Consider the following 12,932-nt stretch of genomic DNA (forward strand, 5'->3'; position numbering starts at 1 on the left):
AAGATCCGACGGGCGTCGGTCGACTGGCATTGTGTGGTGGCGATCGTGTGCTCGTTGCCCTCGTCGTCTTCGTAGGTCGAGCGGTAGAAGCCCCGGAGACGATCGTTCAGGGTCCCTCGAAAGCCGGCGACCACCCGGGCCGGGCCGGGCGGCAGATCGTGGGGGAGGGTGAGGTGCAGGCGTTCGGTCGCGTCGTCGAGACGGACGTCGGGCACGTGCTCGACGGCGGCGGCGCCCTCGCCGATGATGACGAGGGCACTGTCGATCTCGAGCTCGATCGCGTTGCAGACGAGCTCGTCGGTCGTCTCGAGCAGCTCGACGTCGATCGTCACCGACCCGCGGAAACTCGCATTCGCGATGTCGGGCTCGATCACCAGCTCGTAGCGGTGCGGGACGACGTGAGACGGGAGACGGGGGTCCACTTCGGTCATCCGACGAATCTAGAACCTTCACCAGACCGTAAACCGAAACACACCTCTGTAATACCGATCTCCGGTTTGATGGGAGGAGCGAGTCATCCACCCAAAGGAGTTCGGTATGCGGAACCGGAATCGTCGCAAGGACTTGGAGAAGTCGTTCGATCCGATCGAATGGCCCGACGCGAAGCTCGGCGTCGACGACAAGGAGTTCGCCGAGGCGATCGCCCACGGTCGGGGAGAGTCGCTGGCGGCATAGGGCCATTTGGGCCACATTCCCCAGGCGGGACCCCCGGTCCCCGGCGCTACCATCGGTGCGTTCCGGAACCCTGCCCATGGAGCCCTCGTGGAAGCCACTCTCGACGTCGTCGGCGTCGGCAACGCCATCGTCGACGTCATCTCGACCGTTGACGACGACTTCATCGTCACCCACGATCTGAACAAGGGAGCGATGACCCTGATCGATGCCGATCGGGCGACGTCGCTCTACGCCTCGATGCCGCCGGGCATCGAGGCCTCCGGCGGGTCTGCGGCCAACACCATGGCTGGCCTCGCCAGCCTCGGCAGCCGGGCCGCCTACCTCGGCAAGGTCCGCGACGACCAGCTGGGCGAGGTCTTCATGCACGACCTGCGCGCGGCCGGTGTCGGATTCGATGTTCCGGCCGGCGCCGAGGGGCCGCCCACCGCTCGCTGTCTCATCCAGGTGACGCCCGACGCCGAGCGCACCATGAACACCTTCCTCGGGATCTCGGCGTTCCTGAGCCCGGACGACATCGACGAGGATCTCGTCGCTTCGGCCGCGATCACCTACTGCGAGGGTTACCTCTGGGACATGGACATCGCCAAGGAGGCGATCCGCGGCGCGATGGGTGCCGCCGCCGCGGCGGGCCGGACGGTGTCGATGACGCTGTCCGATGCGTTCTGCGTCGATCGTCATCGCGGGGAGTGGCTCGACCTCCTCGCCGACAAGGTCGATCTGGTCTTCGCCAACGAATCGGAGATCTGCTCGCTGTTCGAGACCGACGACTTCGATGCCGCGGCCGAAGCGATCGCCGACCTGGTCGAGATCGCTGCCCTCACCCGATCGGCGAAGGGTTCGGTGATCCGTTCGCGAGGCGAGACGATCGTGGTGCCGGCTGCGCCGGTGGCCCACGTGGTCGACGCCACGGGCGCCGGCGACCTCTATGCGTCGGGCTTTCTTCACGGACTGGCCAACGGCGCCACCCTGGGCCGGTGTGCCGAACTGGGCGGTATCGCCGCGGCCGAGGTGATCTCCCACATCGGGGCGCGGCCCCACGTCGCGCTCGCCACCCTGGTCTGAGCGCCGTCCCGGTCGGAGTCTCCGCCGGCGCGCCAGCGCGCCAGTGCGACGCGTTCCCGTTGACCGATCCGATAATAATCGTTATCATGCCTGGCGATGGACGCTACGGCCCTTTCGTCGAGTACCGCTGCGGCGCATGACCCGTTGACGGATCGGCTGCTGGCCTCTGCGGTCGACGTCTTCACCGAGCGCGGGTTCGAAAAGGCCGGGGTCGCTGCGATCGCCCGTGCCGCCGGCGTCACGACCGGCGCCATCTACGCCCGCTGGAGCGGGAAGCACGACCTGATGCTCGATGCCCTCGACGTGGTGATGATGGATCGGCTCGAACAGCTGTTGTCGTCCGACGGTGCCGACGTCACCGACATTCTCGCCTCGCTCGGCTCGGAACTGGTCGTGCGTTCGCCGTCGGCCGATGCGCTGATCGCCGAAGCGATGGTGATCGCCCGCCGGGATCCGGAGTTCCACGCAATGCTCACGAGGCGCATCGCCGAGCAGGAAGCCCGCCTGGCCTCCCTGATCGACAGCGGCAAGGCCACCGGCCTGCTCGATCCGGCCCTGCCGACCGATGCGATCGTCGCGCTGTGCCACGCAATCAGCCTCGGCTTCGCCATGTTCGGGTCGATCGATCGAGACCTCCCGAGCGCCGCGGGCTGGAACGCCGTCATCGAACGTCTGCTCGCAGCAGCCCGGCCGGCGGTCGCGGCCGCGTCCGCCCAGATCCCTACTGAACATCCCCCTACCCAGGAGTCCTGAGATGGCTGTCACCGATGCCAATGATGTCGATCGGATCATGGAGATCGCGCAGGCGAACACCAATGCCGATGAGTTGATCCACGCGGTGGAGGACAACGCCGACGCGATCTTCACGTGGGGCTACGACAAGGGCGAGCGAGCCAAGCTCGACAAGCTCTACGAGAAGGCCAAGACCTCGCAGTGGAACGGTACGACCGATCTCGACTGGTCGATCGAGGTCGATCCCTACACGGCCCTCGACCTCAGCCTCGAGCGCGGTCTGATGGGCGACTTCGACCAGGACCCCAACAGTCCGGTTGCCAAGTGGGGCGACAAGGAGTGGGAGGAGTTCGGTCTCCAGTCGATCAAGTGGCGCCTGAGCCAGTTCATGCACGGTGAGCAGGGCGCGCTGTTGTGCACGGCGAAGATCGTCGAGACGGTGCCGTGGATCGATGCCAAGTACTACGCGGCGACGCAGGTGGTCGACGAGGCCCGTCACGTCGAGGTGTTCGCCCGCTACCTCGACGAAAAGCTCGAGGGTAACTACCCGATCAACGCCCACCTGCGGATGCTGCTCGACGACATCATCAACGACAGCCGTTGGGACATGACCTATCTGGGCATGCAGATCATGGTCGAGGGCCTCGCCCTCGCCGCCTTCGGCATGATGCACCAGACCACCAGCGAACCACTGCTCAAGCAGCTGCTGCGCTACGTCATGAGCGACGAGGCCCGCCACGTCGCCTTCGGCGTGCTGAGCCTCGAGGAGTACTACCAGGAGCTGTCGAGCGCCGAGCTGCGTGAGCGCCAGGAGTTCGCCTTCGAGGCGGCCGTGCGCATGCGTGACCGCTTCCTCCAGCAGGAGGTCTGGCAGCGCTACGACATCGATGTCGCACCGCTCATCCCGATGATCCAGCAGGACCCGGGTCGCATCCTCTTCCAGCAGCTGTTGTTCTCGAAGATCGTCCCGAACTGCAAGAAGCTGGGTCTTCTCGACGCGGGCGTGCCCGAAGGTCAGAAGGGTTGGCTGCGCGAGCGCTTCGAGGAGATGGACGTCATCCAGTTCGAGGATCTCGTCGACACCGGCGACGAGTATCTCGAACTCGACGCCGTCGCCCAGGATCGCGAAGCCGCCGCAACCGCCTGAGGGCGAGCGGTCCGGACTAGCCCTCGAACGGGCTCCAGTGGCCCTGCGCGTAGGGCGTGTTCCACGCGTGGGCCAGCACGCCGTTCTCGACCTTGAACACCTCGATGCCGGACAGTTCCATGCCCTCGACACCCTTCTCGGAGTACATGTTCCACACCGAGGTGACCCACTCGTCGTTGGCGTGGGTGATCACGCGGTCGATCTTGATGCCCATCTCGGTGCCGAGCTTCAGGCGGTCGATCTGGTCCTGATGGCTGAGCTCGGTCTCGCTGCCGGGGTCGTGACGCACGATCGGGTCGGCGCACAGCTCCCGCACGAGTTCGACATTGCCCTGGTTGCTGCACTCCTCCCAGTACCGCTCGAGAAGGATCTGGGCTGCAGGTTTCTCCATGCCTGAAGTATGGTGACTTAACAGTGTTAACCGGGGGACCAGAGATGACGGCAATCGACGACCCGCAGATCGAAACGGCCGATGCGCCGACCATGCACGGCGCGCTCGCCAACCTCGACGAGGAGCACAGCTATTGGCTCGACGAGATCGTCGGTGAGGTACCGCTCGACCTCGAGGGCAGTTTCGTTCGCAACGGGCCGGGTCGTCAGCGGATCGGCGACACCCCCTACGGTCACTGGTTCGACGGCTGCGGCATGCTCAGTGTCTTCTCGATCGCCGAGGGTCGGGTCCACTTCAAGAACCGCTATGTCCGCACGCCGAAGTACCTCAAGGAAACGGCGACGCAGCAGATCCAGTACCGGGGGTTCGGCACCCAGATCCCAGGGGGTCTGCGCAAGAACATCGGGCGCATGCCGGGAAATCCGGCCAACACCAACACCGTGTACCACGGCGGCAAGCTGCTTGCGCTCTACGAGGGCGGTCGGCCCTTCGAGGTCGACCCCTCGACGCTGGGAACGGTCGGTGAGTACACCTTCGACGGAGAGTTGACCCGGGCCAACGTCATGAGTGCGCACGGGCACTTCCACGGGCCGACCGGACACTGGGTCAACTTCGGCAGCGGTTCGATGGGCTTCGGGCGCAAGGGCCCGAAGCTGTGCTTCAACATCTTCCGCGTCGACACGTCCGGCAGGATGGTCGCCAAGGGTCAGCTCCCGGTCGACTTCTTCCCCTTCGCCCACGACTTCGCCCTGTCGTCGAAGTACGCCATCTTCTTCGTGAACTCGATCAAGATGGGCCCGATCGGCCAGGTCATGCTCGGCCGCCGTTCGATCTCCGACGGCGTGTCGTTCGACGACACCCAGCCGATGCAGATCGCGATCGTCGACCTCGAGACCATGCAGGAGGTTCGCCGCATCGAGACCGATCCCGGCGCGATCGTGCACTTCGGCAATGCCTTCGAAGAGGGCGACGAGATCGTGGTCGATGCAATGCACTCCGATCAGTTCGACGCCAACGAGGCGCTCAGCGACATCTTCAACGCGACGGCGCTGAAGGGGGGCGAGTGGCGTCGCTACCGGATCGATGTCGCCACCGGGGCCTTGCGCTACGAGGTCATGACCGAGACCAACTCGGAGTTCCCGACGTTCAACCAGCGAAAGGCGTGTGAGAAGAACGAGCTGACCTTCTCGGCGGCGTCGGTGGCGAACGGCCACGACAGCTTCTTCAACGGATTCCAGCGCATCACCCGCGACGGTGAGGTCCAGCTCCACACCCTCGAACCGGGCTTCTACGGTTCGGAGCCGCTCTTCGCGCCGTCGAAGCACAGCGCCGAGGACAACGACGGCTACATCCTCGAGGTCGTCTACGACGGGTTCGCCCATCGCAGCTCGCTCGTGATCTTCAGAGCCGCCGACATCAGCGAACCCATCGCCGCACTGCCGCTGCGTCACCATCTCCCGCACCAGTTCCACGGGTTCTGGCACGACGACGTTCTGCTCCGCGAGGCGAAGGCCTGAGCGTCAGAGACCTACTTGGCGAGATAGTTCACGTCGTCGGGGAGCACGAACGCATCCGGCGTGAACATCTCGGCGTCGCCGAACACCGAGTCGAGGAACGTGACCGCGAACGTGTTGGTCAGCTCCTGGACCCGCTCGCTCGCCATGTCCTCCGGCGAGCATCCTTCGACCGCCATCGTCTCGATCGTCTCGAGGACGATGGGCGTCGGTGCTTCGAGCTGGTCGAAGAAGTCGAGGTAGGCGCAGAGGTCGGTGAACGACTGGTGCTCGCCGGCGATCAGTTCGAGTCGGTACTGCGGCTCGCTGTTCGTGAGATCCCACGCTCGGGTCACGTTGGGATCGAGCGGCGTCGTCTTGTCGTCGGTACCGACGATCACGAGCGCGGGCACGGTGACCCGGGCGAGGTCCTCGTCGGAGAGCAGGCTGTCGGCGCCGCCGGCGCCGACCGCAGGAGCGAGTGGGATGAGTGCGTCGATTCGATCGTCGGCTTCGACGACGCCGAGCTCGTTCTCGTAGCCGGCGGAGGTCGCGTAGGTGGTGAACCCGCCGAACGAGTGGCCGGTCAGGGCGATGTGGTCGGCGTCGATGGCCGGTTGGAAGGGAGCGGTCTCGGTGTCGGTCGGGTCGAGGAACGCGTCGATCACGGCGCGGATGTCGAGCGGGCGGTTCAGCGCGATCCGAGCGCTGTCGTCGGCGGTGTCGGCGATGCGTTCGACGGCGGTGTTGCCGGTGTGGTCGGGGGCCACGACGACGTAGCCGTGGCTGGCGATCGTCTCCGTGTAGTCGGAGTGGATGTAGCGGATCCCGCCCGACCCGTGGGAGTAGACGACGAGCGGGAAGGGTCCATCGGTCGCGAGTGCGGTTGCGTCGGCGCTGATCGCGAGGGGGGATTCGTAGTAGTCGCCGGTGATGAAGCTGTAGCGATGGGGTTCACCGGTCACGCCGTCGGCCAGCGGGAACCAGACGTCGACCGTCAGCGGACGCTCGCGGTTCTCGTCGGTCACCGTGATGGTCGCGACACCGACGGAGTACTCGCCCCGTCCGAGCAACGTGATCTCGGGCTTGGCCTCGGGTGCCGAGGTGGCTGGGGGTGCCGTGCTCGTCGTCGAGCTGGTCGCCGCGGTCGTCGTGGTCGACGTCGTGTCGGGTGACGTGTCACCGGTGGAGGTGTCGTCGCCACACGCAGCGGCAACGAGGGAGATCGCGAGGACGAGAGGAAGGAAGCGGCGCATCGGGGTCATCATTCCACCTCCGCTCGCCGATTGGTCACCCGGCCGTCACGCGATGTGGCCGTCACGCGATGTGGCCGACTAGACGATGTGTTGTCCGGCGGTGACCTGGATCTCCTGGCCGGTGATGTTGCGGGCCCGGGGTGACGCGAGGAAGACGACCGCCTCGGCGATGTCGTCGGGGTCGACATGGCGGCGAAGGGCGGCTCCGGCGGCAAAGCGGGCGCTGACCTCCTCGGGGGTGCGCGACTGGGCAACCGCCATCCGCTCGAACATGGCCTCGAGGGGCGGCCCGCTCGTCATGCCCGGCGTGACGATGTTGACGCGCACACCGGCGGCCCCCATCTCCTTGGCCATCGTCTTCGACATCGACTCCATCGCGCCCTTGGTCGACGTGTAGCGGGCCATGTCGGTCATGAGCGTGGTGGCACTCAGTGCCGAGATGTTGACGATCGATCCGCCGCCGTGGTCGGCCATGTGACGCGCTGCGGTACGGCAGATCTCCATCGTGCCGATCACGTTGACCTGGACGGAGGCCAGATAGTCGTCCCAGTCGATCTCGGCGACGGGAGCGCTCGGGCTGCCGCCGTGGGTGGCGACGTTGACGACCACGTCGATTCGTCCGAACTCGGCCACGGTGCGCTCGACGGCGGCTCGGCACTGCTCGAGGTCGCTGATGTCGGTCGGCACGGCGAGGATCCGTCGGCCGGTCAGGCCGGCGATCTCGTCGGCGAGCTCGCCGAGCGCGTCGGCCCGGCGGGCTGCGACCACCACATCGGCCCCGTCGGCGGCCAGCGCCAATGCGCACGAGCGCCCGATGCCGGGACCGGCTCCGGTCACGAGGGCGACGGCGCCGTCGAGCGTGCGAGCGTTCATCGGTGGTCGACTCCGAGACTGGCGACGGCCTCGGCCGTGCGTTCCATGGGGCCAGGGCCGAAGGGCGGCTGGAAGTAGGCGATCGGCTGATCGATGCCCGCCGCGATCACCTGGCCGAACGTGTCGGCGATCTCGTCGACCGACTGGGTGTCGAGGACGAACACGTGGGTCGAGTGGCGGATGCTCGCCGGGTCGCGGCCGATGTCGGCGCAGTGCCCGGCCAGGATCTCGGACTTCGATGCGTACTCGTCGGGGTTCCACCACGGTGTGTTCCACCAGTCGGCGAAACGGGCCACGGCGCGCAACGTGCGGGTCGGGCCGGTGCCGCCGATCGTGACCGGGGGAGGAACCTGCGGCCCCTTCGGGGCCAGGAACGCGTTGTCGATGGTGAAGTGCGACCCGGCGAACGAGGTGACCTCGTCGCGCAGCAGTCCGATGATGATCTCGCAGGCCTCGTCGAAGAGGTCGAAGCGGTCCGAGAGTTTCGGGGGCAGCACGAGGTCGTAGGCCTTGGCCTCGGCGACGTGCCAACCGGCCCCGAGACCGAGCTCGAGGCGGCCACCGCTGACGATGTCGATGGTCGCCGCCATCTTCGCGACGACGGCCGGGGCCCGGTACGGGGTGGCGCCGACGAGGCACCCGAGTCGAACCCGATCGGTCACCTCGGCCAGCGCGGCGAGCATCGTCCACCCTTCGAGACAGGGCTCCGACAGCTCGCCGTAGATCGGGTAGAGGTGATCGAAGTTCCAGCCGACGTCGTAGGCGTCGGTGTCGTCGGCGAGCTTCCAGAGCTCGCGCAACAACGACCATTCGATGTTCTCGTTGGCAATCTTGAATCCGATGAGGGTCATAGGGTCATCACTCTCGCGCTACCAGTCGAGTCCGCTCTGATGCATCGTCCACGATTCGGCGATCTTGCCGTCGGCGATCCGGTACTGCGTCAGCCAGGTCAGCCGCAGGGTGTTGCCCGTGTCGAGGTTGACGGCATCGAGGTGGAGTCGGGCGAACACCATGTCGTCGGCCGATGCGATGTCGGCGACGGTCACCTTGGTACCGCGGATCGTGCGGGTCGCGGCCTTGATGTGGTTCGCGTAGGCGCTGGGGGACAGCGTCACCGTGCCGTCGCGCGTGTGGCGAAGGTATTGGTCGGCGATCAGGTTCTCGAGATCGTCGAAGTCGCCGTCGATCCAGATCTGGTTCCACAGTCGCCCGACGAGGGCTTCGGTTTCGGTCGTCATTGTCACCCCTCCGGGTGGGCTGGAGAAATCATCAGAGATCGGCGATCTCGGGTTGGGCCTGTCGGCGGCGCCACGCCTCGCCCAGCAGCACCGAGAATCCCACGAGAACGCTCATCAGCACCATGGTCTCGCGGATGCCGTAGGTGTCGGCGATGAGCCCCATCGGCAGCGCCATCAGGCCGAAACCCGAAAAGGCGAGCATGAGGAGACTCTGGACGCGTCCGTGGTACTCCACGTCGGCGATCACGAGCGCCTGGGAGTTGTTCATGGCCTGGTAGGCCGAAGAGGCGCCGCCGACGGCGATCATGATGACGACGCCGCCCCAGTAGTTCGGGATCGCCGCGAAGATCGCCAGCGAGATCGCGAACGCCACCCCGGCTCGGAACTGGAGCGAGGTCAGGCGCTTCGTCGCGACGTTGGCCAGGAAGAGCGAACTGCTCACCGCGCCGATCGCCGCCGCTCCGGTGAGGACGCCGAGCGCCCACGCGTCGAGTTCGTAGATGTCCTGGATCAGACCGGGCAGGAAGGTGACGTGGGGGAAGCCGAACATGACCACGAGCACGCCGATGGTGAGCAGGCGCGTCAACTCCGGTCGCCTGCGGACATAGTTGACGCCGTCGGCCATGTCGCCGAACGGCGTGCGTCCCGACGACCCGCGCGGGTTGCCGAGTGGGAGCCCCGCTGCGGACACCACCGACAACGCCGAGAGCGTGGCACCGAGGAAGTACACGCCACCGATTCCGATCGGCTCGATGGCGATCAGCATGCCGGCGACCACCGGGCCGAAGACACGAGTGGCCTGCACGCTCGCGTTGCTGAGGAAGATCGCGTTGGTGAGCGCGCCGCGGTCGACGAGGTCGGCCGTCATGGCGAGGCGGGAGGGTCCGAGCATCGACATGCCCGAGCCCTGCACGACCGACGCGGCGACGAGCATCCAGTACTCGATGGTGTCGGTCGCGACGGCAATGGCGATGCCGAGGGCGGCCAGGCCCATCACCCCCTGCGCCAGGATCATGATGCGGCGCTTCGGGAAGCGGTCGGCGACCACGCCCGAGAACGGGGTGGAGATCAGCAGCGACACGCCGAACCCGAAGATGACCCCGCCCAGCGCCTTGTTGCTCTCGGTCAACTCGTAGGCCAACCAGCCCCGTGCGACCTGCTGGGTCTGGCTCGCGAGGAAGATGAAGATCCCGCCCCACCAGAGCCGTCGGTAGGCGGGGATCTGCATCGCCGCGAAACGGCTGCCGGGCGCCTCGCCCTCGGGATACCGGTCGTCCACCACTGGCAGAGGACCGTAGTGCGATGCGAGGATGCCGCACGCATTCCGGGAGGACCGATGCCTGTCGACGAAGACGCAGCCCTGATCGCCGAACGGTCGGCGCTCTACGAGACGCTGACGAAGCTCACGCCAGAGGAGTGGGATCACCCGTCGCTGTGCCCCGGTTGGCGCAATCGGGATGTCGCCAGCCATGTGCACCTGGCGCTCACGATCTCGATTCCGCGGCTCCTGCTCGGGATGGCGACGAACAAGGGCGACTTCAACCGATTCATGGCCGGCTACGCCCGCCGCCTCGGGGATCGGCCCACGAGCGAGATCCTCGCGTCGTGGGACTCGGTGAAGACCAGCGCGCGGATTCCGCCGACGACGAAGAAGGTCGAAGTGGCGATGGACTCGTTCGTGCATCACCACGACATCTGCGTACCGATCGGCAAGGACGTGCCGTCGGACCCGGCGCGGCTGCGGTGGATGGCCGATGGCATGGTGGCGGCCAAGCAGCAGATCGGATCGGGGCCGCGGGTGAAGGGGTTGCGCCTCATCGCCACCGACATCGACTGGCACTACGGCACGGGGCCCGAGGTCCGCGGTCCGGCTGCCGCGCTCATCCTGGCCGGGTGCGGTCGCACTGCGCTGCACGACCGACTCGAGGGCGACGGGCTGGCCGAACTCGCCCGGCGGAGTTGATCAGTCGAGACCGTAGGTCGCGCGATAGTCGGCCAGGCGGTCGTTGAGCGCGTGCCGCTCCAGACCGAAGTCGGCGAGTTCGTACTCGTGCCTGCCGAAACGGTGCTGGCGATGCTCGGCCACGTGGGCGGCCATCCGCTGCTCGGCCTCGGCGGTGAGTTCGATGCCGAGATCGTCGTAGAGCTTGGCGGTCGTGGCCAGCGGATCGGCGACGAGCTCGCGGTAGTCGACGTCGACGAACCGGTCGCCGTGTCGCCGACGGGCATCGGCGGTGCGTTCCAGCATCTCGGTGAGCATGTCGGTCCACAGCTCGCCGGCTGCCAGCCGATGGTCCCCGTCGCTGAAGGTGCTGCCCAGCCCACAGGTGATGCTGGCCGTCGACGCAATGCAGGTCGCCGGATCGCGATGGGTCCAGATGAATCGGGCGTCGGGATAGACCTCGGCGATGGCGTCGACCGCGAGCGCGTGGTGCGGGGTCTTCAGGACCCAACGGCCGGGGTGGCGTGACTGGAGGAGTTGGTAGACCCGCTTGTGGTGTTCATAGGTGGGGACGTGGTCCACGCCCAGCACGAAGTCGCAATAGTCGGGCAGATGGAACATGGCGCTGAACAGGAGGCTCACCATGCTCTGCGCCATGACGGTCACGCACTCGGTCGGCATGTTCGGCGGATCGTGGTGCATCGCCTTGACGCTGGGGTTCAGCGCGTGGATGACCGAGTTCTCGTCGGCTTCGATGGCGGCCAGGAAGCGCTCGTCGGTTTCGTAGGTGGCCGCTTCCGGTGGTGGCACCGGCTGTTGGGCCTCCCACTGTCGGGGCGCGCGCACCGCGGGGTCGACCGACAGCAGATGACTGAGCGCGGTCGTACCGGATCGCGAGACGCCGACGATGAAGACGGGTTCGATGATCTGCTCGTCGGCCAGCTCCGGATGCTGCGTCCACCAGTTGGTGACCTGGAGTCGGGTCGACAGTGAGCCGGTGACGAGTGCTTCGAGGGTCGGTTCGCCGATCCCGTTCGGTTCGGCGCTGGCCTGGAACGACGCCAGGAGCGCGTCGAGTCCCGGTCGGAATTCCTCCCCGCCGAAGTCGGAGAGTCCGGTGGCCGCCACCGCGGCGTCGATGAGTTGTTCGGCGTGCATCGATGCAGTCTTTCGCGCCGGCCGGCGGCAGGGTGAATCTGCGGCACGGTCGTCGATCGAAGCGGTCCTGTCGGTTGGTATCCGAGTAGATACCATGGCGTCATGGATGCTGCTCACACCATCCGCACCGCTCGCCTCCGGGCCGGTCTCACCCTGCGGGCCCTGGCCACCCGAGCGGGCACGTCGCACTCGACGATCTCGGCCTACGAATCGGGGACAAAGGTGCCGACCACCGCCACACTCGAGCGGATCGTGCGGGCCGCCGGCTTCGCGATCGACACCACCCTGCAACGACGGGTCGAGGTCGAGGGGATAACGCGCGGCGACGAGCTGGCGGCCGTGCTCGAGCTCGCCGCGGCGTTCCCCGCTCGCCACCGCCCCACGCTCGACTGTCCGGTGTTCGGGCGGTGAACCTCGTCGAGCAGATCGTCGAGATCCACCGGAGTCTGCGCGGCCACGACGTCCCGCATGCCTTCGGTGGTGCGCTCGCGCTCGCCTGGTGCACCCAGCGGGCCCAGGCCACGATCGGCATCGACGTCAATCTGTTCGTCGGGGTCGCAGAGTCGGAAGCGACGCTCGCCGCCCTACCCGACGGGGTGACGGTGACACGCGAGGATCGCGAGCTGATCGCCCGCGACGGGCAGGCCCGGCTGTGGTGGGGGCCGACGCCGGTCGATGTCTTCTTCAACACCACGGCCTTCCACGCCGCCGCCGCCGACCGGGCCCGATACGAGGCGTTCGGCGGCGAGCGGGTTCCGTTCCTCGCCTGCCGTGATCTTGCGGTGTTCAAGGCGTTCTTCGATCGGACCAAGGACTGGGCCGACCTCGAGGAGATGGCGGCCGCCGATGCCCTCGATGTCGAGGCGGTGCTCGGGGTGTTGGCCAACTATCTGGGCGGCGACGACCACCGGATCGAACGGCTTCGCCGAATCGGTGCCACACCCCCCGACGTCTGAACCTTGCGA

At 66.9% G+C, this 12,932-nt stretch carries 16 protein-coding genes; 8 read left to right on the top strand and 8 right to left on the bottom strand.

All coding sequences use genetic code 11. The features are described from left to right. On the bottom strand, window positions 1–431 hold a 431-nt coding region (locus R2707_00020; protein ID MEZ5243452.1), incomplete at its 3' end, for a hypothetical protein. Window positions 432–537: 106 nt separating this feature from the next. Between R2707_00020 and R2707_00025 the strand changes: the two genes are divergently transcribed. The 4 genes from R2707_00025 (at window position 538) to R2707_00040 (ending at window position 3,616) form a co-directional block, all read left to right on the top strand. Then, window positions 538–675: a hypothetical protein gene (locus R2707_00025; protein ID MEZ5243453.1), complete on the top strand. Its 138-nt coding sequence runs from the start codon at window positions 538–540 to the stop codon at window positions 673–675. An 87-nt stretch (window positions 676–762) separates the two neighbouring features. After that, a complete protein-coding gene (locus R2707_00030; GenBank protein MEZ5243454.1) occupies window positions 763–1,737 on the top strand; it encodes an adenosine kinase in 975 nt (324 codons plus the stop codon). A gap of 96 nt (window positions 1,738–1,833) precedes the next feature. After that, entirely contained in the window at window positions 1,834–2,490 is a 657-nt protein-coding gene (locus R2707_00035) for a TetR/AcrR family transcriptional regulator (protein ID MEZ5243455.1), read from the top strand. 1 nt (window position 2,491) lies between these two features. After that, window positions 2,492–3,616, top strand: coding sequence for a ferritin-like domain-containing protein (locus R2707_00040; GenBank protein MEZ5243456.1), 1,125 nt, complete (start codon window positions 2,492–2,494; stop codon window positions 3,614–3,616). Window positions 3,617–3,632: 16 nt separating this feature from the next. Here R2707_00040 and R2707_00045 read toward each other — a convergent pair whose 3' ends face one another. Continuing rightward, window positions 3,633–4,007, bottom strand: coding sequence for a nuclear transport factor 2 family protein (locus R2707_00045; protein ID MEZ5243457.1), 375 nt, complete (start codon window positions 4,005–4,007; stop codon window positions 3,633–3,635). Window positions 4,008–4,051: 44 nt separating this feature from the next. Here R2707_00045 and R2707_00050 point away from each other — a divergent pair, with 44 nt between their 5' ends. Continuing rightward, the gene (locus R2707_00050; protein MEZ5243458.1) at window positions 4,052–5,524 is read left to right on the top strand and encodes a carotenoid oxygenase family protein; all 1,473 of its coding nucleotides are present in this window, start codon (window positions 4,052–4,054) and stop codon (window positions 5,522–5,524) included. An 11-nt stretch (window positions 5,525–5,535) separates the two neighbouring features. Here the strand turns inward: R2707_00050 and R2707_00055 are convergent, their stop codons facing one another. The 5 genes from R2707_00055 to R2707_00075 all read right to left on the bottom strand — a co-directional run bounded on the left by R2707_00055 (window position 5,536) and on the right by R2707_00075 (window position 10,149). Next, a complete protein-coding gene (locus R2707_00055) occupies window positions 5,536–6,768 on the bottom strand; it encodes a dienelactone hydrolase family protein (protein ID MEZ5243459.1) in 1,233 nt (410 codons plus the stop codon). Between the two features lie 66 nt (window positions 6,769–6,834). Further along, on the bottom strand, window positions 6,835–7,629 hold the full coding sequence (locus R2707_00060; GenBank protein ID MEZ5243460.1) for an SDR family oxidoreductase: 795 nt from the start codon (window positions 7,627–7,629) through the stop codon (window positions 6,835–6,837). Continuing rightward, a complete protein-coding gene (locus R2707_00065; GenBank protein MEZ5243461.1) occupies window positions 7,626–8,480 on the bottom strand; it encodes an LLM class flavin-dependent oxidoreductase in 855 nt (284 codons plus the stop codon). The genes R2707_00060 and R2707_00065 overlap by 4 nt, the downstream gene beginning before the upstream one ends. 18 nt (window positions 8,481–8,498) lie before the next feature. Continuing rightward, a complete protein-coding gene (locus R2707_00070) occupies window positions 8,499–8,867 on the bottom strand; it encodes an ester cyclase (protein ID MEZ5243462.1) in 369 nt (122 codons plus the stop codon). A gap of 31 nt (window positions 8,868–8,898) precedes the next feature. Then, window positions 8,899–10,149: an MFS transporter gene (locus tag R2707_00075; protein MEZ5243463.1), complete on the bottom strand. Its 1,251-nt coding sequence runs from the start codon at window positions 10,147–10,149 to the stop codon at window positions 8,899–8,901. A gap of 54 nt (window positions 10,150–10,203) precedes the next feature. Between R2707_00075 and R2707_00080 the strand changes: the two genes are divergently transcribed. Next, complete coding sequence (locus R2707_00080; GenBank protein ID MEZ5243464.1) at window positions 10,204–10,830, top strand: maleylpyruvate isomerase family mycothiol-dependent enzyme; 627 nt, start codon at window positions 10,204–10,206, stop codon at window positions 10,828–10,830. Here the strand turns inward: R2707_00080 and R2707_00085 are convergent, their stop codons facing one another. Next, window positions 10,831–11,967 (bottom strand): sulfotransferase, encoded by a 1,137-nt coding sequence (locus R2707_00085; GenBank protein MEZ5243465.1) that lies wholly within the window; start codon window positions 11,965–11,967, stop codon window positions 10,831–10,833. It lies immediately after the preceding gene. A gap of 102 nt (window positions 11,968–12,069) precedes the next feature. Between R2707_00085 and R2707_00090 the strand changes: the two genes are divergently transcribed. Continuing rightward, window positions 12,070–12,378, top strand: coding sequence for a helix-turn-helix transcriptional regulator (locus R2707_00090; GenBank protein MEZ5243466.1), 309 nt, complete (start codon window positions 12,070–12,072; stop codon window positions 12,376–12,378). Further along, window positions 12,375–12,923: a hypothetical protein gene (locus R2707_00095; protein MEZ5243467.1), complete on the top strand. Its 549-nt coding sequence runs from the start codon at window positions 12,375–12,377 to the stop codon at window positions 12,921–12,923. The genes R2707_00090 and R2707_00095 overlap by 4 nt, the downstream gene beginning before the upstream one ends. Window positions 12,924–12,932: the final 9 nt, after the last annotated feature.

This window comes from Acidimicrobiales bacterium, from assembly GCA_041394245.1.
GTDB lineage: Bacteria > Actinomycetota > Acidimicrobiia > Acidimicrobiales > Aldehydirespiratoraceae > JAJRXC01.

Bases quoted from the DNA above. Each gene is read 5' to 3' on its own strand.
- R2707_00025 (MEZ5243453.1), top strand. From the start codon at position 538: ATGCGGAACCGGAATCGTCGCAAGGACTTGGAGAAGTCGTTCGATCCG.
- R2707_00035 (MEZ5243455.1), top strand. From the start codon at position 1,834: ATGGACGCTACGGCCCTTTCGTCGAGTACCGCTGCGGCGCATGACCCG.
- R2707_00040 (MEZ5243456.1), top strand. From the start codon at position 2,492: ATGGCTGTCACCGATGCCAATGATGTCGATCGGATCATGGAGATCGCG.
- R2707_00045 (MEZ5243457.1), bottom strand. From the start codon at position 4,007: ATGGAGAAACCTGCAGCCCAGATCCTTCTCGAGCGGTACTGGGAGGAG.
- R2707_00050 (MEZ5243458.1), top strand. From the start codon at position 4,052: ATGACGGCAATCGACGACCCGCAGATCGAAACGGCCGATGCGCCGACC.
- R2707_00055 (MEZ5243459.1), bottom strand. From the start codon at position 6,768: ATGATGACCCCGATGCGCCGCTTCCTTCCTCTCGTCCTCGCGATCTCC.
- R2707_00060 (MEZ5243460.1), bottom strand. From the start codon at position 7,629: ATGAACGCTCGCACGCTCGACGGCGCCGTCGCCCTCGTGACCGGAGCC.
- R2707_00065 (MEZ5243461.1), bottom strand. From the start codon at position 8,480: ATGACCCTCATCGGATTCAAGATTGCCAACGAGAACATCGAATGGTCG.
- R2707_00070 (MEZ5243462.1), bottom strand. From the start codon at position 8,867: ATGACGACCGAAACCGAAGCCCTCGTCGGGCGACTGTGGAACCAGATC.
- R2707_00080 (MEZ5243464.1), top strand. From the start codon at position 10,204: ATGCCTGTCGACGAAGACGCAGCCCTGATCGCCGAACGGTCGGCGCTC.
- R2707_00085 (MEZ5243465.1), bottom strand. From the start codon at position 11,967: ATGCACGCCGAACAACTCATCGACGCCGCGGTGGCGGCCACCGGACTC.
- R2707_00090 (MEZ5243466.1), top strand. From the start codon at position 12,070: ATGGATGCTGCTCACACCATCCGCACCGCTCGCCTCCGGGCCGGTCTC.